The sequence below is a fragment of the Streptomyces globosus genome, assembly GCF_003325375.1.
Classification (GTDB): domain Bacteria; phylum Actinomycetota; class Actinomycetes; order Streptomycetales; family Streptomycetaceae; genus Streptomyces; species Streptomyces globosus_A.
This window is the reverse complement of record NZ_CP030862.1, coordinates 5,546,186-5,569,444: the sequence shown is the minus strand read 5'-3', so window position 1 is coordinate 5,569,444 and position 23,259 is coordinate 5,546,186. Positions and strand designations below refer to the sequence as shown.

At 74.2% G+C, this 23,259-nt stretch carries 20 protein-coding genes; 8 read left to right on the top strand and 12 right to left on the bottom strand.

The genetic code is table 11. From position 1 onward, the window contains the following. Positions 1–621 precede the first annotated feature (621 nt). Entirely contained in the window at positions 622–2,688 is a 2,067-nt protein-coding gene (locus C0216_RS24710) for an MFS transporter (protein ID WP_114057406.1), read from the top strand. 244 nt (positions 2,689–2,932) lie between these two features. Continuing rightward, on the top strand, positions 2,933–3,328 hold the full coding sequence (locus C0216_RS24705) for a nuclear transport factor 2 family protein (protein ID WP_114057405.1): 396 nt from the start codon (positions 2,933–2,935) through the stop codon (positions 3,326–3,328). Between the two features lie 45 nt (positions 3,329–3,373). Here the strand turns inward: C0216_RS24705 and C0216_RS24700 are convergent, their stop codons facing one another. Continuing rightward, entirely contained in the window at positions 3,374–3,757 is a 384-nt protein-coding gene (locus C0216_RS24700) for an antibiotic biosynthesis monooxygenase family protein (RefSeq protein WP_114057404.1), read from the bottom strand. Between C0216_RS24700 and C0216_RS24695 the strand changes: the two genes are divergently transcribed. Both C0216_RS24695 and C0216_RS24690 read left to right on the top strand, forming a co-directional pair. Next, positions 3,758–4,291 carry a recombinase family protein gene (locus tag C0216_RS24695; protein WP_114057403.1) on the top strand — a complete coding sequence of 178 codons (534 nt, stop codon included), beginning with the start codon at positions 3,758–3,760 and terminating at the stop codon, positions 4,289–4,291. Positions 4,292–4,401: 110 nt separating this feature from the next. Further along, on the top strand, positions 4,402–4,716 hold the full coding sequence (locus tag C0216_RS24690) for a hypothetical protein (protein WP_114057402.1): 315 nt from the start codon (positions 4,402–4,404) through the stop codon (positions 4,714–4,716). A 496-nt stretch (positions 4,717–5,212) separates the two neighbouring features. Here the strand turns inward: C0216_RS24690 and C0216_RS24685 are convergent, their stop codons facing one another. Both C0216_RS24685 and C0216_RS24680 read right to left on the bottom strand, forming a co-directional pair. Further along, on the bottom strand, positions 5,213–6,349 hold the full coding sequence (locus C0216_RS24685; protein ID WP_114057401.1) for a helix-turn-helix domain-containing protein: 1,137 nt from the start codon (positions 6,347–6,349) through the stop codon (positions 5,213–5,215). A 77-nt stretch (positions 6,350–6,426) separates the two neighbouring features. After that, positions 6,427–7,380 (bottom strand): IS481 family transposase, encoded by a 954-nt coding sequence (locus C0216_RS24680; RefSeq protein ID WP_114057400.1) that lies wholly within the window; start codon positions 7,378–7,380, stop codon positions 6,427–6,429. Between the two features lie 187 nt (positions 7,381–7,567). On the opposite strand from C0216_RS24680, the gene C0216_RS24675 reads away from it, so the two are divergent. From C0216_RS24675 to C0216_RS24660, 3 genes are all read left to right on the top strand, one after another. Continuing rightward, complete coding sequence (locus tag C0216_RS24675; RefSeq protein ID WP_114057399.1) at positions 7,568–7,768, top strand: hypothetical protein; 201 nt, start codon at positions 7,568–7,570, stop codon at positions 7,766–7,768. A 598-nt stretch (positions 7,769–8,366) separates the two neighbouring features. Next, positions 8,367–10,361 (top strand): bifunctional glycosyltransferase 87/phosphatase PAP2 family protein, encoded by a 1,995-nt coding sequence (locus tag C0216_RS24665; protein ID WP_246042677.1) that lies wholly within the window; start codon positions 8,367–8,369, stop codon positions 10,359–10,361. A 213-nt stretch (positions 10,362–10,574) separates the two neighbouring features. Then, complete coding sequence (locus C0216_RS24660) at positions 10,575–11,261, top strand: CAP domain-containing protein (RefSeq protein ID WP_162793290.1); 687 nt, start codon at positions 10,575–10,577, stop codon at positions 11,259–11,261. A 223-nt stretch (positions 11,262–11,484) separates the two neighbouring features. On the opposite strand, the gene C0216_RS24655 is transcribed toward C0216_RS24660, so the two are convergent. Further along, positions 11,485–11,856, bottom strand: a complete 372-nt coding sequence (locus C0216_RS24655) for a DUF6193 family natural product biosynthesis protein (protein WP_114057396.1) — start codon at positions 11,854–11,856, stop codon at positions 11,485–11,487. Between the two features lie 138 nt (positions 11,857–11,994). Beyond that, positions 11,995–13,269 carry a cytochrome P450 gene (locus C0216_RS24650; RefSeq protein ID WP_114057395.1) on the bottom strand — a complete coding sequence of 425 codons (1,275 nt, stop codon included), beginning with the start codon at positions 13,267–13,269 and terminating at the stop codon, positions 11,995–11,997. Between the two features lie 262 nt (positions 13,270–13,531). Between C0216_RS24650 and C0216_RS24645 the strand changes: the two genes are divergently transcribed. Continuing rightward, positions 13,532–14,701, top strand: a complete 1,170-nt coding sequence (locus C0216_RS24645) for a steroid 3-ketoacyl-CoA thiolase (RefSeq protein WP_114057394.1) — start codon at positions 13,532–13,534, stop codon at positions 14,699–14,701. 151 nt (positions 14,702–14,852) lie between these two features. On the opposite strand, the gene C0216_RS24640 is transcribed toward C0216_RS24645, so the two are convergent. The 7 genes from C0216_RS24640 to C0216_RS24610 form a co-directional block, all read right to left on the bottom strand. After that, entirely contained in the window at positions 14,853–15,257 is a 405-nt protein-coding gene (locus C0216_RS24640) for a transglycosylase SLT domain-containing protein (protein ID WP_246042676.1), read from the bottom strand. Positions 15,258–15,610: 353 nt separating this feature from the next. Continuing rightward, positions 15,611–16,447, bottom strand: coding sequence for an ECF transporter S component (locus C0216_RS24635; protein ID WP_114057392.1), 837 nt, complete (start codon positions 16,445–16,447; stop codon positions 15,611–15,613). After that, complete coding sequence (locus tag C0216_RS24630; RefSeq protein WP_114057391.1) at positions 16,444–18,279, bottom strand: ABC transporter ATP-binding protein; 1,836 nt, start codon at positions 18,277–18,279, stop codon at positions 16,444–16,446. Before C0216_RS24630 ends, C0216_RS24635 begins: the two co-directional genes overlap by 4 nt. Further along, positions 18,276–19,370, bottom strand: a complete 1,095-nt coding sequence (locus C0216_RS24625; protein ID WP_114058890.1) for an energy-coupling factor transporter transmembrane protein EcfT — start codon at positions 19,368–19,370, stop codon at positions 18,276–18,278. The genes C0216_RS24630 and C0216_RS24625 overlap by 4 nt, the downstream gene beginning before the upstream one ends. Positions 19,371–19,702: 332 nt before the next feature. Then, positions 19,703–20,398: an SCO2322 family protein gene (locus tag C0216_RS24620; RefSeq protein WP_114057390.1), complete on the bottom strand. Its 696-nt coding sequence runs from the start codon at positions 20,396–20,398 to the stop codon at positions 19,703–19,705. Then, positions 20,398–21,651 (bottom strand): prenyltransferase/squalene oxidase repeat-containing protein, encoded by a 1,254-nt coding sequence (locus tag C0216_RS24615; RefSeq protein WP_114057389.1) that lies wholly within the window; start codon positions 21,649–21,651, stop codon positions 20,398–20,400. Before C0216_RS24615 ends, C0216_RS24620 begins: the two co-directional genes overlap by 1 nt. 341 nt (positions 21,652–21,992) lie before the next feature. Continuing rightward, complete coding sequence (locus C0216_RS24610) at positions 21,993–23,093, bottom strand: MBL fold metallo-hydrolase (protein ID WP_114057388.1); 1,101 nt, start codon at positions 23,091–23,093, stop codon at positions 21,993–21,995. Between the last annotated feature and the right edge of the window lie 166 nt (positions 23,094–23,259).

Sequence of the window (23,259 nt, the reverse complement as noted above, 5' to 3'; positions counted from 1 at the left end):
GGCGCCGGGAGCCGCCGCCGGTCCGCTTCCGCCTGGGGGCCCCGCCCCCGCCCCCTCCCTCTCCCCTTTCCCCTGTGGTGTGCGGTGGTGCGAGCAGGCCGAGGTCTTGGACCTGGGCCGGCGGGGCCGGTGCCGGCGGTGTCGCCGACGGTCCGGCCGGTATCGGCGGGACCGGCGGCTGGGGTGCCGTTTCGGCCGCCCAGTACGCCTGTGGCGGGGTGTCCGGCCATACGGGTATGCCGTACGCCGGGGTCGCCGCCTCGGGGGCGGGCCCGGGCGGAGGCGTGTGCGGTCGTCCGTGGTCGGCGGTGACGCCGTGCACCGGCGGCTGTGCAGGGTGCGGCGGCTGCTGGGCGCGGTCCGCGGGGGCGCCCGGGTGGGGCAGCGTCACGTACGGGCGGACCCTCAGTGGCTCGAAACCGCCCCCGCCCGTGCCCGGCGCGCACCCGCAGTCGACGCCCGCAGCGTCGCAATCTGGACAGCGCTCAGCGCTCACTGGACTCCCTCCCTGGGCATTGCCTGCGATTATGCAGACCCTTCGCAGCCCGCCCAACCTCCCGAGAGGCCATAACCGGACACACCGCTCAGGATGGAGATGTTGATCGGCCCGAGGAGGAACGGATGTCCCAGGAAGTGACGTCAGGCTCCCGCGACCCCCACACCGGTCCAGGCGGCCAGGGCCCCGCAGCCGAACGCGCCTCCCGCGACGTGCTCGTCCCCATCGGCGCACTGATGCTGGGCCTGCTGCTCGCCGCACTCGACCAGACGATCGTCTCGACCGCACTGCCGACGATTGTCAGCGAACTCGGCGGAATGGACCACCTGTCGTGGGTGGTCACCGCCTACATGCTCGCTGCGACCGCCGCGACACCCCTGTGGGGAAAACTCGGCGACCAGTACGGGCGCAAGAAGCTCTTCCAGACGGCCATCGTCATCTTCCTGATCGGGTCCGCGCTGTGCGGGCTCGCCCAGGACATGCCCCAGCTGATCGGCTTCCGCGCCCTCCAGGGCCTGGGCGGCGGCGGTCTGATCGTGCTGTCCATGGCGATCGTCGGCGACATCGTCCCCCCGCGGGAACGCGGCCGCTACCAGGGCCTCTTCGGCGCCGTGTTCGGCGCGACGAGCGTCCTCGGCCCGCTTCTCGGCGGCCTGTTCGTCGACCAGCTGTCCTGGCGCTGGGTGTTCTACATCAACCTCCCCGTCGGTCTCGTGGCGCTCGCGGTCATCGCTGCCGCCCTGCACATCCCGGTGCGCCGCGAGCCGCACCGCATCGACTACCTCGGCACCTTCCTCATCGCCTGCGTCGCGACCTGCCTCGTCCTGATCGCCTCCCTCGGCGGCACCTGGGGCTGGGGTTCGGCCCGGATCACCGGGCTGGGCATCCTCGGCGTTGTGCTGCTCGCGGCGTTCGTGCTCGTCGAGCGGGGCGCCGCCGAACCCGTGCTGCCGCTGGGCCTCTTCCGCGTCCGCACCTTCACCCTCTGCTCGGTGATCAGCTTCATCGTCGGCTTCGCCATGTTCGGCGCGATGGTCTACCTCCCCACGTTCCTGCAGGTCGTCCAAGGCGTCTCCCCGACCATGTCCGGCGTCCACATGCTGCCGATGGTGCTCGGCATGCTGATCGCCTCCACCGGCTCCGGGCAGATCGTCTCCCGCACCGGGCGGTGGAAGGTCTTCCCCGTCGCAGGCACCGCCGTCACCGCGGTCGGGCTGCTCCTCCTGCACCAGATGCACCGCACGAGCGGCGCCTGGGAGATGAGCCTGTACTTCTTCGTGTTCGGCCTCGGGCTCGGCCTGGTCATGCAGGTGCTGGTCCTGGCCGTGCAGAACGCCGTCAGCTACGCCGACCTCGGCGTCGCCACCTCCGGAGCCACCTTCTTCCGATCGATCGGCGCCTCCTTCGGAGTGGCGATCTTCGGCACGGTCTTCGTCAACCGGCTCGACGGCAAACTCACCACCGCCTTGGCCGGCCAGCCGCTGCCGCCGGGAACGGCCGCGGAGATCGAAGCCGACCCCCGGGCGATCGCCACCCTGCCCGCGGACCTCCAGCCGCGCGCCCTCGACGCCTACGCCGCCTCCATCACGGACGTGTTCCTCTACGCCGTGCCCGTCGTGCTCCTCGCCTTCCTCGTCTCCCTCTTCCTCCGGGAGGACGTGCTCCGCGGCTCGGTGACCGCACCCGACGTCACCGAGACGCTCGCCTCCAACCCCGTCCACCGCTCATCCCGCGACGAGGTCGCCCGTGCCCTGACCGTCCTCGGGACCCGCGAGGGCCGCCGCGACGTCTACGTGAAGATCACCGCTCGCGCCGGGCTGGACCTGCTGCCCGCGGCGAGCTGGATGCTGTTGCGGATGGCCAGGTACGGGTCCACCGGGCCCGCGATCCTCGCGGAGCGCACTGCCGTCCCGGTCAAGGTCGTCACGGATGCGGCCCGCCAGTTGGAGGAGCGCCGGCTCGCCGTACGGGAAGGGCTGGAACTGGTCCCGACCGCCCTCGGCCGGGAACACGCGAACCGGCTCTCCCGCGCCCGCGAGGAGTCCCTCGCCGAACTGCTCGGCGACTGGTGGGGGCCGGACCGGCCCACCGACCTGACCGAACTCGTCCGGGAGATCAACGCGGAGCTGTGCGGATCGGACGCCGAGGAGCCCTACGACGCCGAGCCGCGGCGTGATCACGCCGCCCACTGAGCGCCGTCCCGCGGCGTCTCTCCGCCGCCCGGAGGCGGCGGCCGCCGGTTCCGGGGCGGGGCGGCTTGCGGGTGCGGGCGTGAGTGAGGGTGTGCGTGGGGATCGGGGCGGGCGCGGGGGTGTCGTGTGTGTGGTCATGGCGCCAGTGTGGAGGAGGGGCGGCGGGCGACGCGTGGAATATCCACAGAGGCGGACCAATGATAGGAAAAGGGGTTAATCGCATCAACGGGAGGGCGGGAACGCCATGTCCGAACACCCTGACGCTGCCCTCGTCCGCCGCGGCTACGAAGCCTTCGGCAAGGGCGACATGCAGGCCCTCGGAGCCCTGATGACCGCCGACGTCATCCACCACGTGCCCGGCAGCAACCCGCTGTCCGGCCACCACAAGGGCCGTGAGGCCGTCCTCGACCTGTACCGCCGGATCGGTGAGGAGACCGGCGGCACGGTACGGATCGAACTGCACTCGGTGCTCGTGGACGGGCGCGGCCACGCGATGGCCGTCCACACCTTCTACGGCGACCGCGGCGACCGCGGCCTGGAGGTGCAGCAGGGGCTCTTCTTCACCATCGTCGGCGGAAAGATCACCGACATCGACGAGTGCACCCAGGACATCGACGAGGAGGACGCCTTCTGGCGGTGACGCCCGGCCCCGGCGCCGCCCCCGGGGCCCGGGCCGGGCCGGCGCCTACCGGTCGGCGGCGGCCCCGGCCCCGGCGCCGCCCTTCGGCCCCGCCTGCTGGACGACCTCGAACGACCACACCGTCGACGCCGAAGCCGCCGGCTTCGGACGCTCGCCCGCGCCCGCGCCCGCACCAGCGCCCGCACCCGCGCCGCCGCCCTGGTGCGCGGCCTTCATCGGCCCCTCCATCCACGCCTGGAAGTCCTCCTCCGAACGCCAGCGCGTGTAGACGAGGTACTGGTCCGTGCCCTCCACCGGGCGCAGCAGCTCGAACCACTCGAATCCGTCGGAACCCTCCACTGCCCCGGCCCGCGACGCGAACCGCTGCTCCAGGACCTCGCGCTGCTCGGCCGGCACGGTCAGGACGTTGATCTTTACCACGCTAGGCACATGACACCTCTCAGGAAGAACAGGCCGGGCACTGCACTGGCATTGACCAGGTGCGAGCAGTCTCCTACATCCGTCAGTCAAAGCGTCGTGAGGACGATTCACAGGCGCCACCCGTGGCGCAGCGCGACCGGTGCGCGTCACTCATCAGCTCGAGGGTCGAATGTGGCGGGCCACTTCGAGGACGCAGGAAAGTCCGGATGGGACCCCAGCATCCACCGTCCGGGGTTCGAGGAGATGATGGCTGCTGTACGTGGCGGGCACGTGGACGCGGTGGTCGTCTTCTCGCTGTCCCGCCTCACGCGCCGTGGCGCGCCGGAAGCCATGCGGACCATCGAGGAGCTGGAATCGCACGGCGTTCGGCTGGTCAGTGTCGAAGAGCCGTACCTTGACACGTCCACCCCGGTCGGTGTCGGAATCCCCGCCGTCATCGCGGATCTGGCGCAGCAGGAATCCGACATGAAGTCGGCCTATGTCTCCGCCACGAAGGACACCCTCCGGCGGGCCGGTAGCCATGTGTCCGGTCTTGCCCCCTAGGTGTAGTGCTCTGACCGCACAGGTTCGCCGGTTTGGGGCTCGCCTGTGTTTGGGGTGTGCCGGGGCATTCGGTCCACAGCCGCGAGCCCGTGTCTGGCGGGATCTCCCGCATGCTCGAAGAAAAGCTCGACGCGCTTGCCCAAGTGATGGCTGAGCACACGGCCAGGCCGTTCCCGTCCGGCTGCCGCGGCCTGGACATCGAGGGTCAGGACATGGTGTTGCTCGACGCGGACTCCTATGGCTATGCAGCCGTCGTTCGTGAAGGCCCGCTCAGCGAGCAGCACCGGGCAGGCTTGACACGGCTGATGTCAGTGTTCGGGAAGGTTCTCCCGGCGATCGACGACGAGTACGCGGCCGAGTACTACACGCACGTGCGCGACATGGCTGTGCTGGCCGCGGAAATTGCGAGCCTGCGCGAGAAGTAGTCCTTCGCACGGGAAGGTTTCGGGGCATCCGATGGGGCGGGAGACCCCCTTGCCAACGCGGCATGACCCGCAACCTGGTGAACCCATGCCGTCAGAGCACTAGCGTCGGGCCTGGTCCGGAAACTGCCACCTTCACTGCGAATCCTGGAGCAGGGCGTCTCACCTTCCTGACAAGGCCCAGCTCAGGAACCACCGGTCTCGCCATGATCGATGAGACGCGAACTCGGCGCCCGTGCTCAGCCCCTCCCGAAGAGCCCACGGCCTCCACGCTCTGAGTCGCAAGCCAATCGGTGGGCTGGGTCTCCGGAGCCTGCGGGTGCCTGCGCCTGCCTGAGTGCCGTTCACGGCCCGTTGCTGGGGAAACCCGGAGGCGGGCCGTTCGGCGTTCTTGGCAGTGTGTGACCTGCGGGATTGCTGTCAGTGGCTCCGCCTGGGGTCGGGGGCGGCGTCGGACTTCGGTCGCAAGGGACCGCAAGGTGATAGCGGCCCGCCCTGGTTATGGGTTTCGCAGCTGGTCAACGCGGCCTCGGGACTGTTCGACTTCTGCCATGAGGAGACGGAGGGTCAGGGAGTGCTTTTCCGGCGGCAGGGCGTCCAACGCTGTACGTGCGTAGGCGGTACCGCCGGACACGTCGCCGGATCGGGCCAGCATCAGTCCTCGGTGCATCTCCAGGTGCGTCGCGAAGCGGGGAAGGGCGGACGGAATTTCGGTCCGCGCCGCTTCCTGCGCTGCGACGGCCGTTGCTTCGTCTCCCAGCCTGGCGGCAAGCAGGGAGACGAACACGTTGATCCGCCACCAGGGGACGGCATAGTCCGAGGTCTGTTCGTGTGATCCGGCCTGATCGAAGACGCGCCGGCCATCGGTGAGCAGCTTCCGCGCCGTGGCGTGGTCGCCTCGGATCGCTGCCGCGTGCGCCTTGCCGAAGATGGCGTTCAGGAGTCCGAGGGAAGGTCTGTCGCTGATGGCTATGGCTTGATCGGCCAGCACGTCAGCCACGCCCAGGGCGGCACCCTCGTACCCGAGGGCGATGGCGGCCCGTCCCCGCACCCACACGCGTGCGTCGTCGTCGCCGGATTCGTCGGCTGCCTTCGCTGCCATCCGGTACCAATGGACGGCCTTGGATCCGTCCGACCCCGGGAACGTCTTCGCGTACAAGGTCATCAGCCTGGCTGCGACGGACCACAGCCGGGGGTTGTCGAGCTGTTGTTGCACGGTGACCAGTTCCGCACTGACGCGCCGCTGGATGTCGGCAGCGCCCAGGCTCATGTACTCGGTTCCGTACCTCGTCAGCTTGGCCTCCCAGGCGTCCGCTGACGGCCCCCCGGACAGCCGGGCGGCGAATCCCGCGCTGAGCAGGTCTGAGGCGACGACAGGGGCTATGGCCGCTCCGGCAACGTCGGTAAGGAACTCGCGTCGGTCCACTTGGCTTTCCAGGACAGCTGGGGGTACGTCGAGCGTGGCGGACAGTGCGGCAAGGTAGAACGCACCGGGCGTGATCTTGGAACGCTCCCAGTTGCTCACGTACTCCCGTGCCAGCGTCGTGCCGTGCGCCGCGTTGATCGCTGACGCCAACCGCCCCTGGCTCCATCCACGAGCCTTGCGGAGATCCCTGATCAGCTCCCCGAGTTCCATGACCTCAGCGTGCCACTACGGATGCCACTGGGCGGTGCTCTTTTCCCCGCTGGCTCAGGTTGCCCCTAGGGATCTCACTAGGTGTATTGCCCTGTGAGGTTGGGGACGCGGCTGGCGGGTGGTTTGCCTGCGAGCGCGGTGTGTCCGCGGTGGTGATTGTAGGTGTGCAGCCAGTCGGGGAAGGCGTCGCGTCGCTCCTGTTCTGACCGGTAGGGGCGGGCGTAGGCCCATTCGTCGAGCAGGGTGCGGTTGAGGCGTTCGACTTTGCCGTTGGTCTGGGGCCGGTAGGGCCGGGTTCGCTTGTGGGTGATCCCGGCCGCTGCCAGCGTGTCGCGCCAGGTGTGGGACTTGTAGCAGGCGCCGTTGTCGGTCAGGACCCGTTCGACGGTGATCCCGACGCTGGTGAAGTAGGCGTGTGCCCGGGTCCAGAAGCCGGTGGCGGTCTCTTTCTTCTCGTCGGTGAGGATCTCGCTGTAGGCGAGGCGGGAGTGGTCGTCGACGGCGGTGTGGATGTAGCTGTAGCCGGCGTTCTTGCGGGTCTTGCGGCCGGCCTGGCGGCCGAGGACCTTGTGGCCGCCGCCGTCGGGGATGTTGCCGAGTTTCTTGATGTCGACATGGACGAGTTCGCCAGGGCGTTCGCGTTCGTAGCGGCGGATGTTCCGGCCGGTCGCGCGGTCCAGGTGTGTCAGGCGGGCCAGGCCGAACCGGGTCAGGACTCGGTGGACGGTAGGGGGCACCAGGTCCAGCAGGTGGGCGATGCGGGCCGGTCCCCACCGTCGCAGGATGCGGACCTTGATGATCCGGCGCTCGGTGCGGGTCGGGGTCCGGCGGGGGCTGTGACGGGGCCGGCTGGAGCGGTCGGCCATGCCCGCCTCGCCGGAGGCCCGGTAGCGGGCGGCCCACCGCTGGGCGGTGGTGGGCGCGACCTGGAAGCGTTCGGCGGCCCGCCGCAGCGGCCAGCCGTCCTCGACCACGCAGCGGGCCAGACGCAGCCGTCCGGTCTCGGTCAGGGGTGCATTACGGTGGACCACGAGGGCCTTTCTGGTCGGTGTAGACGTCGCAATCCACACCGAACCCGGAAGGCCCTCACCCGTTCAAGATCCCTCGGCCGAGACCTGCATCACCCGTCCACAACCTCCCGGGACAGAACAACTAGGCGGTGCCGCTCGCTCGGCGGGACGATCCACGCAGCGAGCGGATTCGAGGGGACGGCGAAACATGGCGATCAGCAATGCAACCGATGCGCGCCAGTGGGAGTACGTGACTTACGCGCCGAGCGGTCACCGCTGTACCGCCTGCAAGAAGCTGATCAAGCCTCTTGAGCCTGTCCGCCGGGGACACGCGGACCGCTCGTCCGGACCACCCGAGGTGATCTACCGGCACACCGGCGAATGCCTCGTCAAGGGTGTGGTCGCGTGATGGACATGCAGACGTGGCGAGACTCCCACACACGGGCCACGGACGCCAGGGAAGCCTTGGTCGCCGCCCTGGCGGCCCTCGGTGTTCCCGAGACGGCGTGGAGTGCCGTGCGGCCCGTCGTGACCCACACCGGGACCCCTTCGTGCACCTGGGGATGATCCGGGCCGACGTGATCGAACAGCTGGCTGAGGCACTTCGGCTGCCGTCTTCCCCCTGAGGAAACGGACCCTGCCACGGCCCCGTCCGGCGACGGCGAGCATGACAGCCGGGCGGGGCTCTCATGCTGGTCAGGCCTGGACGGATCAAGTGCAGGTCAGGGCCTGTGTGAGTGCCTCGACACCCTTGTTGGTCCTCACGATGCTCATGACCGCCATCCCAGGGACCCGGCGGGGGATATCGTCGTCCCCGGAAAATCCAGCGCGGCAGCCAGGCTGAACCGGGGGTTGCGCATCTGAGGGCGGGAGGCCTGCGAGGCGTGGCGAACGCGGCGGAGCACAGCGGTGCCCACGGGCATGCCGGAGTCACAAGCGCAGGCGGGCAGGCGGGCGGCCCCTCGGGAGCCGCCTCGGCGGCGGGTGCGGAGGCACGGCTCACGGCCGTGCGCCTCCTCCTCTGGGTGCTGGCCGGCGTGCTCGCCCTCCGGCAGGCGGCCGCCGTGCTGCGCGCCCCGTCCGGCCCGTGGACTCCCGGCTCCCTCTACGCCCCGTACGACCCACACGGCCTGTACATCCCGCACGCCCTCCAGGACCCCGACCGGTTTCCCGGCACGCCTTTCGCCGCACTGGTCCTGAAGCCGTTCCTCGGACTCGCCCCGCCGCCCTCCCTCGGCGTCCTGTGGACGTGCGCGTCGCTGCTGACCGTCGCCGCCGTCGGGCTGGTCGCCGCGCGCGGCCTGCCCGACCCCGTCCCGCGGCGCACCGCCCTCCTCGCCGCGCCCGTGCTGGTCGGCCTGATGCTGGTCTCGCTGCCCGTCCGCGAGGCCGCCGCGGGCGGCCGGGGCGCGGTCCTCGTGCTGCCCGCCCTGCCCGTGCTGCTCGTCCTCCTGGCGCTGTTCCGGGTGCCGTCCGACCGCCCGGCCGGGTTCCTCGTCGGGCTCGCCGCGGCCCTCCAGCCGGCCCTGCTGCTGTTCGCCCCGCTGCTGTGGCGGACCGGCCGCCGCCCCGCCGCCGGTGCGGCCGCCGCGACGTTCGCCGCGGCCACCGCCCTGTCCTGGGCGGCCCTGCCGCGCGACTCCTGGGCGTACTGGGCGCACCACCTGGCCGGTACCGGCCTCGGCGGCGCCCCCGACTCGCTCGCCAACCAGTCCGTGCACGGGGCGCTGCTGCGGCTCGGCCTGTCCGGGCCCGGCGAGTTCGTGCTGTACGCGGTGCTCGCCGCCGCGATCGTGTGGGCGGGGCTGCGGCGCGGCGTGCGGTACGCCCGCGACGGCCAGGTGCTGCTCGCGGCCGCCGTCACCGGGTGCGTCGCGGTCGCCGTGGCGCCGACGGGGTGGCGGCACCAGCTGCTGTGGGTGCTGCTGGCGGTGGCGGGCCGGGTCGGGGCGCGGGCCGCGGACCGGCGGGTGTGGCCGGTCGCGGTGGTCCTGGCGGTGACACTGCCGAGTTCGGTGCTGCTGCCGAACCTGGCCGCGCTGGCGCCCGTACGGGACAACGTGCTGCTGCTGGCGGCGCTCGCTGCGGCCTGCGCCGTGCCGTTCCTGCCGCGCAGCTCCCCGTACTGGCGGACGCCGGTGCCGACGGAGTACGGGCGTCCGGCGGCGGCGCGCTGGTCGCGGATCCCGCTCCTGCCGCTGTGGCGGCGGGTGCTGACCCGGCCGAACCTGCTGCTGGAGCTGCTGCTGATACGGGTCGGGTACTCGGTCTACTCGCACATCCGGGCCGCCGCGCCCGCCTCCCGCAGCCTCGCGGAGGAGAACGGCGGGCAGATCCACGCCGTCGAGCGGGCGCTCGGCATCGACATCGAACACGCCGTCAACCAGGCGGTGGTGGCGACGCCGTGGCTGGAGGGGTTCTTCAACTTCTACTACACGTCGTTCCACTTCGTGGTGCCGCTGTCGATCCTGGGCGTGCTGTACTGGCGGCGGCCCGCCGACTACCGGTGGGCGCGCGCCTCGCTGGGGCTGGCCACCGTCCTGGCCCTCGCCGGGTTCTGGCTGTACCCGCTGGCGCCGCCGCGCCTGATGCCCGGCATGGGCTTCGTCGACACGGTGCACGGGCCGCAGGACCTCGCCAACCCGCAGTACGGCGCGATGACGGCCATCTCCAACCAGTACGCGGCGATGCCGTCGCTGCACTTCGGCTGGTCGCTGTGGTGCGGGATCGTGGTCGTCGTACTGGCGCCGAAGGCCTGGCAGAAGCTGCTCGGGGCGCTGCACCCGCTGATCACGGTGTGTGCGATCGTCGCGACGGCCAACCACTGGGTGCTGGACGCGGTCGGCGGCGCGGCGGTCGTCGGCGCCGGGTTCGGGCTGGTGCACGTGCTGTCCGGGCCGCGGTGGCTCCAGGTGAGGCTGCCGGCGCAGGGCTCCCCGCCCGGCGGTGGCGGGGCCGAGCCGGCCGCCGGGGCCGGAACACGGGCCTCCGCCCGCTCGTAGGCGGGCGCCCCGGCCCCCGTTCGACGCCCGCCCGGGGCCGATTGGCGGGCGCCGGTGCCGGGGCGCACCATGGGGGGTGGTGCACCGGAGCGCGCCCCGGGGGCGGTGGTACGGGCAACCGGGCGCCCGGGGAGGGCGGTTCAGGCCGGTCGCCGCCGGGGTTTCCGCGCCCGGCGGCTCGGACATCCGACTCGGGGAGAGACGGGCACCGCCATGGGCATGTGCATCCGGCGCGCCCGCGCCGCCGCCCTGCTTGCCGCCGCCGCGGCTGCCGCGCTCGCGGTTCCGCCGCTGCCGGCCGCCGCGGCCGGTACCGCCGCGGCCCAGCCGTGGGAGCACTGCGAGGGGTTGGGCGCCGACGCCTACGACCGGCCCCCGCCCGCCGATCCCGGCCGGTTCGGATACGGGGTGCTGCCCGCCACCGCGGGCGTCTACTGCCTGGTCAACGCCGAGCGCCGGAGGCTCGGGCTGCGGGAGCTGACGGATTCCGGGGAGCTGCGGGAGGCGGCGAACCGCCATGTGGCGGCGGCTCTCGCCCAGAAGTGGTGGCCGAACCCGCAGGACCCGCAGGACAAGCGGGATCCGCACCGCAATCCGCAGGCCGCCGGGACGGGCGGCGAGCAGATCGTGAACCGGATCCGCGACGCGGGGTACTGCCGGGGCGGCCGGTCGTGGGGCGGCTACGAGATCACGTACAACGGGTGGGCGGGCGCGGGGACGCCCCGCGCGGCCGTGGACTGGTGGCTGAACCGGAGCACCGGCGGCCACGCCGAGATCATCCGGGATCCCTCGCTCACCGAGTTCGGCATCGCGCCGAGGGGCGGCGCTGCGGAGCGCAGGGGCGCCGGGGCGTCCGACGCGGGGACGTACGTGGTCGTGCTGGGGCGCTGCGAGAGGTAGCGGGGCGCGCCCGCGGGCGGTGCTGTGGTGCGGGGGCCGCCGTACGCGGAGCCGCGGGGGCGCCGGGACGCGTCGGCCCCGGCGCCCCCGCGGGTGGATCGCCGCGTGCTGTCATGGTCCGTCAGGCGTGCGGAGTCCGCCACCCGGGTGAGTCCGCGCTCGCCCGTACGGGGGGACTGGCGCGGCCGCCGTCCGCGTACGGGCCCGGCGCGGCGCGGGCCGTTCAGGCGGAGGGCGGGGGGAGTTGGGCGACGGCCAGGGCCACCGCCTCCTCCGCGGAGTCCGCCTCGCCGATGACGCGGTGCAGGCCGGGGCTCAGGACGCGGAAGCGGCCGTCCCGCGTCGGTTCCAGGGCGGGTGCGTCCGCCTCGGTCGGGACGCCGCCGCGGGAGCCGAAGCGGAGGACGCAGTGGCTGGTGAACGGGTACAGCCGGCGCAGTTCCGGTTGCGCGGCGGCGGCTTCGATGAGGGCGAGGACGCCCCGGCCCGCGGCGGCCTGGGAGCCGCCGCGCTCGACCATCAGCCGCCACGTCGTCGGCAGGCGCTGCCAGCGGGCCTCCACGCCGGCATGCGTTCCGCTGTCCTGGAGGTTCATCCGCGCAGTCTGGGCCCCGTCCCGCCGCCGCCACAATGGCCGGGATGGCATCGATGGCGTGCCGTTACCGCAGCTTGTCGAGATCGTCTCCGTACGCCGCTCGGCCCGGCCCCGACCGGCCCCGCCCCGGACCCGCGGTCAGGGGTGGCTGACCCGCAGCTCCTTGATGCCGTTGAGCCAGGCGGCCCGCAGCCGGCGCGGCGCCGGGCCGGTCAGCCGCAGGTCGGGGAGGTGGTCGGCGACGGCGTTGAAGATGAGGTCGATCTCCATCACGGCCAGGGACTTGCCGAGGCAGAAGTGGGGGCCGCCGCCCCCGAAGCCCAGGTGCGGGTTCGGATCGCGGGTGATGTCGAAGGCGTCCGGGTCGGTGAAGACCTCCGGGTCGTGGTTGGCGGAGGCGTAGAACAGGCCGACCCGGTCGCCGGCCCGGATCTTCTGCCCGCCGAGTTCGGTGTCGCGGGTGGCGGTGCGCTGGAAGGAGACGACGGGGGTGGCCCAGCGGACGATCTCCTCGGCGGCCGTCGCGGGCCGCGTCGCCTTGTACAGCTCCCACTGCTCGGGGTGGGTGAGGAAGGCGTGCATGCCGTGGCTGATGGCGTTGCGGGTGGTCTCGTTGCCGGCGACGGCGAGGAGGAGGACGAAGAAGCCGAACTCGTCGCTGCCGAGGTTGCCCTGGCCCTCCGCGGCGACGAGCTGTGTGACGATGTCCTTGGCGGGGCACTCCTTGCGGGCGGCGGACAGGTGCATCGCGTAGCCGATGAGCTCCATGGCGGCCTCGGCGCCGACCGCTTCGGTGATGGCGTACTCGGGGTCGTCGTAGGCGATCATCTTGTTCGACCAGTCGAAGATGCGCAGCCGGTCCTCCTGGGGGACGCCGATCAGTTCGGCGATGGCCTGGAGGGGGAGTTCGCAGGCCACCTGGGTGACGAAGTCGAACCCCCCGTCCCCGCTGCCCCCGTCTCCGCCCGCTGCCGCTGCCGCCGTGGCGCGGGCCTGCTCCGCGATGCGGCGCGCCCGCTCGCGCAGGGCGCCCTCCAGGCCGCGGACGGCCCGCGGCGTGAAGCCGCGCTGGACGATCTGGCGCACCCGGGTGTGCTCGGGCGGGTCCATGTTCAGCATGATCAGCCGCTGGGCGTCGATCTGCTCGCGCGCGATGCCGCCGTTGAAGCGGATGATCGCGGTGTTCGTGGCCGACGAGAACAGCTCGGGGTGCGTGGAGACGTACCGGACGTCCGCGTGCCGGGTCACGGCCCAGTAGCCGTCGTCGTCGAAGCCGGTGGTGCCGCGCTCCTGGGGGCACCACCACACCGGTGCGGTCTGCCGCAGCCGCGCGAACTCCGGGAGGGGGACCCGCTCCCGGAGGAGGTCGGGGTCGGTGGCGTCGAAGCCTTCGGGCAGCGCGGGACAGGTCATCGCGGCACTCCAAGTCTGACGGCCCATCAGCAATTGGGCAGAAGGTAGTGACGGGCTCCGGAAGTGGCAAGGGGCCGCGCGGCCGGTTGCGTGTGGAATCCGTGGAGGCCGGATGCAAGACCCTTGCGTGCCGGGCCCGCCGGTCATAAGACTTCGGGGAGAGAACTAGAACGCGTACCAATTTCGGGGTGCGGGCGGGGCGCCGGGAACGGCCCGCCCGGTCCCGCCGTGCCGGCAGCGCTGCGCAGGAGAGGACGATCCCATGGCCGCGGAACCCGTCATCGTCGAAGCCGTACGCACGCCGATCGGCAGGCGCGGGGGCGTCCTCGCCAACCTGCACCCCGCGTACCTGCTCGGCGAGACCTACCGCGAGCTCCTCGCCCGTACGGGCATCCAGCCCGACTGCGTCGAGCAGATCGTCGGCGGCACCGTCACCCACGCGGGCGAGCAGTCCATGAACCCCGCCCGCACGGCGTGGCTCGCGATGGGACTGCCGTACGAGACCGCGGCGACGACCGTGGACTGCCAGTGCGGCAGCTCCCAGCAGGCCAACCACATGGTGGCGAACATGGTCGCCGGCGGCGTCATCGACATCGGGATCGCCTGCGGCGTCGAGGCGATGAGCCGGGTCCCGCTGGGCGCCGGATCCAAGCACGGGCCCGGCAAGCCGTTCCCCGACGAGTGGAACGTCGACCTGCCCAACCAGTTCGAGGCCGCCGAGCGCATCGCCCGCCGCAGGGGCCTGTCCCGCGAGGACGTCGACCGGCTCGGCCTGCTCTCCCAGCAGCGCGCCGCTGCCGCCTGGGCCGAGGAGCGGTTCAAGCGCGAGACGTTCGCCGTGCAGGTCCCCACCACCGAGGAGGAGCAGGCCGCCGGCCAGGGCATGTGGCGGCTGGTGCACCGCGACGAGGGGCTGCGCGACACCGGCATGGATGCGCTGGCCGGGCTCAAGGCCGTCATGCCGACCGCGATCCACACCGCCGGGAACTCCTCGCAGATCTCCGACGGGGCCGCCGCGCTGATGTGGGCCTCCCGCCGGATGGCGCGCGCCCTGAAGCTGAAGCCCCGCGCGCGGATCGTCGCGCAGGCGCTCGTCGGGGCCGACCCGCACTACCACCTGGACGGGCCGGTCGACGCGACGCGGGCCGTGCTCGGCAAGGCCGGCATGTCCCTCAAGGACATCGACATCGTCGAGGTGAACGAGGCGTTCGCCTCCGTCGTCCTCAGCTGGGCGCAGGTCTTCGAGCAGGACCTCGACAAGGTCAACGTCAACGGCGGGGCCATCGCGCTCGGGCACCCGGTCGGCGCGACCGGCGCCCGGCTCATCACCACCGCGCTGCACGAGCTGGAACGCCGCGACAGGGAGTTCGCGCTGATCACCATGTGCGCGGGGGGCGCCCAGGCGACCGGCACGATCATCCAGCGGCTGTGACACCGAGAAGCCCACTGGGATGGGAAGCCGAAGGCCCCGGTGGCCGGCCTGGGGAGGCCGGCCACCGGGGCCTTCGCACTGCACCGCACCGCCGCGCCGGCGTCGTGCCGGGGCGGCGGTGCGGTGTCGTGCCGGGGCATGCTGCCGCGGCTTAGTACCAGTGGTTGGCCTGCCAGAAGTTCCAGGCGCCGACCGGGGAGCCGTAGCGCTCGTTCATGTAGTCCAGGCCCCACTTGATCTGGGTGGCCGGGTTCGTCTTCCAGTCGGAGCCGGCCGAGGCCATCTTGGAGGCCGGCAGGGCCTGGACCAGGCCGTACGCGCCGGAGGACGCGTTCGTCGCCGTGTGGTCCCAACCGCTCTCGCGGGAGATGATCTTGTCGAAGGCGGCGAACTGGGCCGGGTCCTTGATCATCTGCTGGGCGATCGCCTTGGCGCTCGTCGGGGCGGCCTGCGCGGGAACGGCGGCCAGCATGGAACCGGCGGCGGCAAGGCCGACGACGGTACCCGCGAGGGTCTTCTTGGAAGCGGCGATGCGGCGGATGACGGAGATGGACACGGAGAGCCTTCCGTAGGGGACGGGGTGCGGCCGCCGCATGCAGAAGGCATGCGTGAGTCACTCACACGGGGGAGAGGGGCTCATCGGGCGGCGGGCTGTGGGCCCGGGCCGCCGTGGCGACATCACCAGTTAGCCAGGCCCCGGCGGCCCTGGCAAAGGCCCACCGCTACTACGGACCCTCGGAGGAGGCCCCTCCGTACCGCCCGGTCGACCGGCCCCGCCCGCCCCCGCGCGGCGCCCGATCCGCGGCCGGGCGGCGGGCACCCGCCGTCCACTAGGCGGGGTCGTATGTGACGTGGGTCCTATGGGGCGCCTCACGCTCCAGGGGGCCCGAACTCACCCCGTGTAGCCGCCTATGCCCCTTTTGTTGTGTGGTCGGGGCCACTTCCGGCCCCCGGATCGAAGGAAACGGGCGCCTCGAACGCCGCTTTGCGAGTCGCCCGCCGCAGCGCCTTCAGCAGCGTCCCGCCCAGCAGCAGCGTCAGCACCACCGTCAGGACGGCCCGCCCCAGGTCCCAGCCCAGGGACGTCGCCGCGCAGTACGCCAGGAACCGCGCGAGGTTCGCCCCGACCGGGTCCCCCGGGTGGAAGGAGATGCCCTGGCCCATGCCCTGGAGCAGCACCCAGCCCTGCAGGTTCATGACCGTCCCGTACGCGAACGAGCCCGCGAACCCGTACGCCGCCAGCATCGCCAGCTCCGCCCGGCCCCGGATCCGCCGCGCCCCCGGCAGCAGCCCCGCGCCCAGCGCGAACCAGCCCATCGCCAGCATCTGGAACGGCATCCACGGCCCGACCCCGCCGGTCAGCAGGGCGGACGCGAACATCGTCACCGCGCCCAGCACGAACCCGAAGCCGGGGCCGAGGACGCGCCCGCTCAGCGCCATCAGGAAGAACATCGGCTCCAGGCCGGCCGTCCCCGCTCCCAGCGGCCGCAGCGCGGCCCCCACCGCGGCGAGGACCCCCAGCATCGCGACCGCCTTGGCGTCGAGGCCCTGGTCGGCGATGGTCGCGACGACCACGGCGACGAGCAGCGGCAGCAGCGCGGCGAACAGCCACGGCGCGTCCTGCGCGTGTGCGAGCCCGGACCCGGCGTCGGCCAGCAGCGGCCAGCCGAACGCGGCCACACCGATCAGCGAGACCAGCACCAGGGCGGCCGCCGCGCGCGGCCCGATACGGACGGGCCGGCTCACCGCGCCGCCTCCGGCCCCGCGGCACCCGCCGCACCCTCCGGCCCATCGGCGCCGGCCGGCAGGGGCGGCCCGTCCAGGGCGCGCGCCACCTCGGCCACCGTCAGCCAGCGGCCCGGCGCCAGCACCTTCGCGACCTGCGGGGCGAACGCCGGCGACGACACCACCACCTCGGCGGTCGGGCCGTCCGCGACGACCTCCCCGCCCGCGAGGACCACCACCCGGTCGGCGAGCTCCGCCGCAAGCTCCACGTCGTGCGTCGCAAGGACGATGCCGTGCCCCTCCGCCACCAGCGCGCGCAGGATGCCCACCAGGCGGGCCTTCGCCGCATAGTCCAGGCCCCGCGTCGGCTCGTCGAGCAGCAGGAGCCGCGGCCGGCCCGTCAGGACCAGCGCCAGGGCGAGCGCCAGGCGCTGCCCCTCGGACAGGTCCCGCGGATGCGTCCCGTCGGCCACCTCGGGCAGCAGCGCCGACACCAGGGCCCGGCAGGACCCGGGGGCCGCGCCGGCGTCCGCGTCCGCGGCGGCACACTCCCCGGCCACCGTGTCCGCGTACAGCAGGTCGCGCGGATCCTGCGGGACGAGGCCGACGCGGCGCACCATCTCGGCCGGGGCCGTGCGGTGCGGGGCCAGGCCGCCGACCGACACCTCCCCCGAGGCAGGGGCGAGGGTCCCCACGAGGGTGGAGAGCAGCGTCGACTTCCCGGCGCCGTTGCGGCCCATCAGCGCCACCGTCTCGCCGCCCGCCACCTCCAGGTCCACACCGTGCAGCACCTCGGCACGGCCCCGCCGCACCGACAGGCCGCGCACCCGCGCCACCGCGGCGTCCGAGGCGGCGGAGGGCGCGGCGGCGGGTGCGGTCGCACCGCCGCGGCGGAGCAGCCGTGCCAGGAGCCCGCCCGGCCGGGGCGCGGCCGCAGGCGCGGGAGCCGCCGCGGGCAGGGACACGGGTACGGGGCCGACCGCGCGGCCCGCCGGCTCCTGCCCGGACCCCGGCCCCGGCATCGACCCGGACCCCGCCGCGGCAAGCCGGGCGCGCAGCGGGTCCGCGAGGCGGCGGGCGTCGCGCACCGACAGCGGCAGCGGCGACCAGCCCGCCAGCCGGCCCAGCGAGACCACCGGAGGGCGGACGGGCGAGACGGCCATCACCTCCTGAGGCGCCCCCAGCACCGGGGCCGCGCCCGGGCCGGGCAGGAGCAGCACGCGGTCGGCGTACTGGACGACCCGCTCCAGCCGGTGCTCCGCCATCAGCACCGTCGTGCCGAGGTCGTGCACCAGGCGCTGGAGCACCGCGAGGACCTCCTCGGCCGCGGCCGGGTCCAGCGCGGAGGTCGGCTCGTCCAGTACCAGCACCCGCGGGTGCGCGGTGAGGACGGAGCCGATCGCGACCCGCTGTTGCTGCCCGCCGGACAGCGCGGACAGCGGGCGGTCCCGCAGCTCGTTCAGGCCCAGCAGGTCGAGGGTCTCCTCGACGCGGCGGCGCATCACGGCCGGCGGCAGGCCCAGCGACTCCATCCCGTACGCCAGCTCGTCCTCCACCACGTCCGTCACGAAGTGGGCCCGCGGGTCCTGCCCGACCGTGCCGACGACGTCGGCGAGCTCCCGCGGCCGGTGCGTGCGCGTGTCGCGCCCGGCGACCGTGACCCGCCCGCGGAGGGTGCCGCCCGTGAAGTGCGGCACCAGCCCGGATACGGTCCCGAGGAGGGTGGACTTGCCGACCCCCGACGGGCCGACGAGCAGCGTCAGCTCCCCCTCGGGAACGGTGAGGTCGACGCCGCCCAGCGCCGGCCGCAAGGCGCCGTCGTACGTGACCGACACCTGCTCGAAACGGATCACGGGGACGACTCCTCGGATGGTACGGGTGCCACGAAGGCGGGAAGCAGGCCGATCAGGACGGCGGCCGCAGGACCCGGCGGGAACTCCGGCGCCGCCAGCGGGATGACGCCCGGCCGCAGCGCCTGCGGGTCGGCGCCCGCGGCGTACGCGAGCAGCACGGCGACGGCCGCGCCGGAGCCCGCGACCAGCCACGCCCGCACCCCCCACCGGTCGGGCCGGTAGCGGGTCCGCACGCTGCGCCGGCCGCCGAGGCGCAGCCCCGCCACGGCCAGGGCCAGGCCGGCGAGCAGCGCCGGCACCCCGTACGCGGCGCCCTCCGCGGCCAGCAGCCCGTACGTGCCCGCGCACATCCCGAGCAGGCCGCCGAGCGTGAGGCAGGCGGTCGTACGGCGGACGGCGGCCGGGACTCCGGCGGTACGGCCGTAGCCGCGCGCGTCCATCGAGGCGGCCACGGCGACGGACCGCTCCAGGGCGCCCTCCAGCACCGGCAGGCCGATCTGGAGGACGGCCCGGACCCCGCCGGTCGGGCGGCCGCGCAGCCGGCGGGCCGTCCGCAGCCGGGCCACGTCCGCGACCATGTTCGGCGCGAACGTCATGGCGACGACGACCGCCACCCCGGCCTCGTACAGGGCGGCAGGCAGGGACTTCAGCAGCCGGGCCGGGCCGGCGAGCGCGTTCGCCGCGCCCACGCAGGCCAGCAGGACGGCCAGCCTGGCGCCGTCGTAGAACGCGAACACGAGCTGCTCGGCGGTGACCCGCCCGCCGAGCCGGACCCCCTGTGCCCAGTCCGGCAGCGGCACCTCGGGCAGGGTGAACAGCACGTGCGTGCCCGGCAGCGGCGAGCCGAGCAGGGCGGAGAAGAGCACGCGCAGCCCGATGACGAAGAGGCCCAGCTTGAGGAACGCCCCGTACGAGCGGGCCCACGGCGCGGAGGTGCGCCGCGCGGCCACCACGTAGCCGGCGACCGCCGCGATCAGGCCGAGGAGGAGCGGGTTGGTGGTCCGGGAGGCCGCTGCGGCCAGGCCGAGTGCCCACAGCCACCACGCCCCGGCGTGCAGCGCGTTGCCCCGCCGTGCCAGCGGGGCCCGCAGCCGCCGGAGCGGCCCGGGGCGGGCGGGGCGCCGCGGGCCGGGCCCGCGAACGGCCGCCCCGCCGGGCCCGGCAGCGGGCTCGACGGCGGACGGGGCGGCGGACGGGGCGGCGGGCTCGACGGCGGACGGGGCGGCGGACGGGGCGGCGGGCTGGACGGCGGACGGGACGGCGGGCTGGTCGGCGGACGGGGCGGCGCCGCGGCCGGTGTGCCGGGGGCGGGGGACCGGCCCGCCCGCAGCGGAGCCCGCACGGCCCGCGCCCTCGGCGGCCGGCCTCCCGGAGCCCGGGCCCTCCGAGCCCGGGTCCCCGGCGCCCGTCTTCGGCAGGGGTGTCACCGGGAGCGGCGGCGGGACTGCCAGACCGCCGCGCCGGCGACCGCGGCCAGAACCGCCCCGCCCGCCAGCGGACCGGTCCAGCCGCTGCCGTCGGCCCCGGCTTCCGGTTCCGCGGCCGCGGGCTTCCCGGTCGGCGCGGCCGCCGGGTCGGGCTCCTGCGCGATCTGCTCGCCGCAGCCCTGCCGGGGGTAGCCGGAGATCGCGCACAGCAGCGCCGACCCGTCGTAGCGCAGCGGCTTCGCCACCGCGGCCAGCGCCTCCGCGGCGCTGGCGTCCGGGGCGACCTGGGCGCAGGCGGTGCGCGGGGCGTCCTGCGGCGGTGCCTCGCCCGCCGGCGCGTCGGCGGGGACGCCGAAGTCGACGACGACGGCTATGCGCTTGCGGCCCTCCGCGGCCGGGGTGGCGGCGCAGACGGCCGTGAAGTCGGCCGGGGTGCGGGGCTGGGCGGCCTGAGCCGCCGCGTCCGCGCTGACCGCGAAGCGGAAGCCCTGCACGGAGCCGTCCGCGGGGCGGGCCATCGACGGCCCGACCTGGGCGTACTGCCAGCCGCCTGCGGCTGCGCCGTCCCAGTACGACCAGTAGCGGTAGCCCGCCGCGTGGGCGGGGGCGGACGCCAGGAGCAGGGCCGGCACGGACAGCAGGGCCGCCGCCGCAGCGGCGGCGGGGCGGAGGGGGGTCAGGCCGCGGCGCATCAGAGCTGGTTCTTCTTCCGGCGGCCGCTCAGCAGGATGCCGATGCCCATGCCGGCGGCCGCGCCGACGGCGATCATCCACCAGACGCCCTGGCCTCCGGAGCCCTCCCCGCCGTCGTCGTCCTGCTTCGCGGGCTCGTCCGTCGCGGAGCCGGCGGCGGCCTGCGGGGCGGGGCCCGTCGCGTTCAGGGCGGTGACCAGGTCCGCCCCGCCGAACGCCTTCGGGTCGGTGCCCGTGGCGTGCGCGACGAGGACGAGGGTGCCGAGGGCGGCCGGGCTGCCCTTGGCCCAGTCGGCCGAGTTGCCCTTCAGCCACTCCACCGCGCCGGCCGCGGACTGCTTGTGCCCGGCCGCGACCAGGGCGAGGACCGCGTCGGCGGTGTTGCCGGTGTCGGGGGCCGGCTGGTCGGCGCCGGGGGCGACGGCGGTGAGGTGGCCGTCCTTCTTCAGCGCGGCGGCCAGGTGCCCTGCGGCGGCCTCGGCGGCGGCCTCGGGGGCGGCGCCGTCGGTGCACTCGGTGCCCGCCGGGGTGTCCTTCGCGGCGGGGGCGACCACGATGCCCTTGCCGAGGGCGGCCAGCGTCGCGGCGGCCGTCGCGTCGGCGTTGGCGAGGAGCTTGCCGTCCACCGGCTGGTAGGCGAACGCGCCGCGGTCCGTGGCGGGCTCCGCGGAGCAGGGCAGGCGGAAGGCGAGCAGGCCGTCGTACGCGGACTTGCCGGCCTTCGACCTCACCTCGGCCGGCTTCTCGCCGGCGGCGGCGAGGGCGCTGATGACGACGGCGGTGGAGCTGGCCTCGCTCGGCGAGCCCGGGACGTACGCCCAGCCGCCGTCCTCGTTCTGGACGGACTTCAGCCAGTCCGCGCCCTTCTTCGCCGCGGCGTCCTGCCCGCCGAGGGCCTTCAGCGCCTGCACGGCCACCGCGGTGGCGTTCGTGTCGTACACGGTCTGCTCGCCGCACGCCGCGGAGGCGTCGGCGCGGAAGGAGGCGAATCCGCCGTTCGCGCACTGCTGGCCGGCCAGCCAGGCCACCGCCTCCTTGGCGGGCTTCACCCCGACGGTGTGCTGGGCGAGCAGCGCGATCGACTGCCGCCACACCCCGTCGTAGGTGGGGTCGTTCTTGCCGTACAGGCCCGACGGGACGACGGGCGGCGCCGACGGCGACGGCGTGGCCGGCGCGGCGAGGGCTGCGGGGGCGGCGCCGGCGCACAGCACGGCGGAGGCGGCGAGCGCGGCTGCGCTGCGGCGGACGTTCATGGGGGCGGTGCCTCTCCTGCAGGGGGGCCGGAGGCAGGGTGCGGGGGCACCGGCTCCGGCTCCGTATTCCTCGACGGTGCCGGCCGCCGGGGGATCCGGCGGCGCGAGCCGCGCACCTCGGTACGGGGCGTTCCGGCTGCCGCCCGGCAGGGCTGCCTGGGCGGGTCACGGTTGCGGGTCAGCGCCGGAATCGCACCGGCTTTCCCCCGTACGGAGGGTGGACGACGGCCCTCACTGTACCGGCCGGTACTGCGGGGGGCCGGAGGCGGCGGCCGTCCGCGGCCCCTGCCGCAGGCCGCGGCGGTGCCCGGTCCGGCCGCCGGCCGCGGCCCGCCGGCCCGTCAGGCGGCGCGGTACTCCACGGGGTCGCTGCCCGGGACCGGCTCCGCCCGGCCCTGTTTCACCAGGCGCCGCAGGTGCGCCTCCGCCTCGGAGACGGCGATGGTGCGGGAGGCGTACGGGATGTCCTCCCAGGGCCGGTTCCACTCCATGCGCTCCGCGAGCGCCCACGGGGTCAGCGGCCGGGCCGCCAGCAGCCGCCGCAGCCCCGCCAGCCGCTCCCGGTGGTGGGACAGCAGTTCGCGGACGCGGTCGGGGGCGCCGGTGAAGGCGTGCTGGTGGGCGGGGAGGACTTCGGCGGGGCCGAGGCGGGCGACGCGTTCGAGGGAGTCGAGGTAGTCGCCCAGCGGGTCGAGGGCGCCCGCTGTGCCGTCGGGGTCCTCGTAGAGGCCGATGTGGGGGGAGATGCCGGGCAGGAGGTGGTCGCCGGAGAAGAGGCGGCCGTTGCCGGGCAGGCCCGCCGGGTGGCGCTCCTCCAGGTGCAGGCAGACGTGCCCGGGGGTGTGGCCCGGGGTCCAGACGGCGCGCAGGCGGCGCCCGGGCAGGGGCAGCAGCTCGCCGGGGACGATGTCCCGGTCGGGGACGGCGGCCCGCAGGCCGGGGATGCCGCGCGGGTCGCGGCGGGCGGCGCGCAGCGGCGCGAGGTGCTCCTCGGGGGCGCCGGCGGCGGCGAGCTTGTCGTGGACGTACGCGTACCAGGCGCCGGGCGGGGCGGACCGGGTGCGGACGACGACCTCGGTGTCGGCGGGGTGCATGGCGATCCAGGCGCCCGAGGCCTCGCGGACCCGGCCGGACAGGCCGTGGTGGTCGGGGTGGTGGTGGGTGACGACCACGCCGTGGATGTCGCCGACGGCGGTGCCGAGGGCGGCGAGCCCTGCGGTGAGGGTGTCCCAGGAGGCGGGGTCGTCCCAGCCGGTGTCGACGAGGACGGGGCCGCGGCCGGTGTCGAGGACGTGGACGAGGGTGTGGCCGAGCGGGTTGTCCGGGATGGGCACCGCGAGGGAGTGGACGCCTCCGCCGTGGTCGGTGGCGCGGGGCGGGGCGGGCGCAGGAGGGGCCGGCGGCGGGGTGCAGGGCGGCTGCTGGGGTGCGTTCCGTGGCATGAGGGGATCCTGTCTGCGTCCGGCGGAGCCACTTGGCGAGAACGTGTTGCAGTGGTAGCCCCAGTCGACCATGTGCCGGGCCGGATCGCCAGTACCGGATCTCCGGAGGTCGTGCGGGAGCCGTGGACTCCTCGAACTGGAACTGGTATCAGTTCCGGAACGCCAA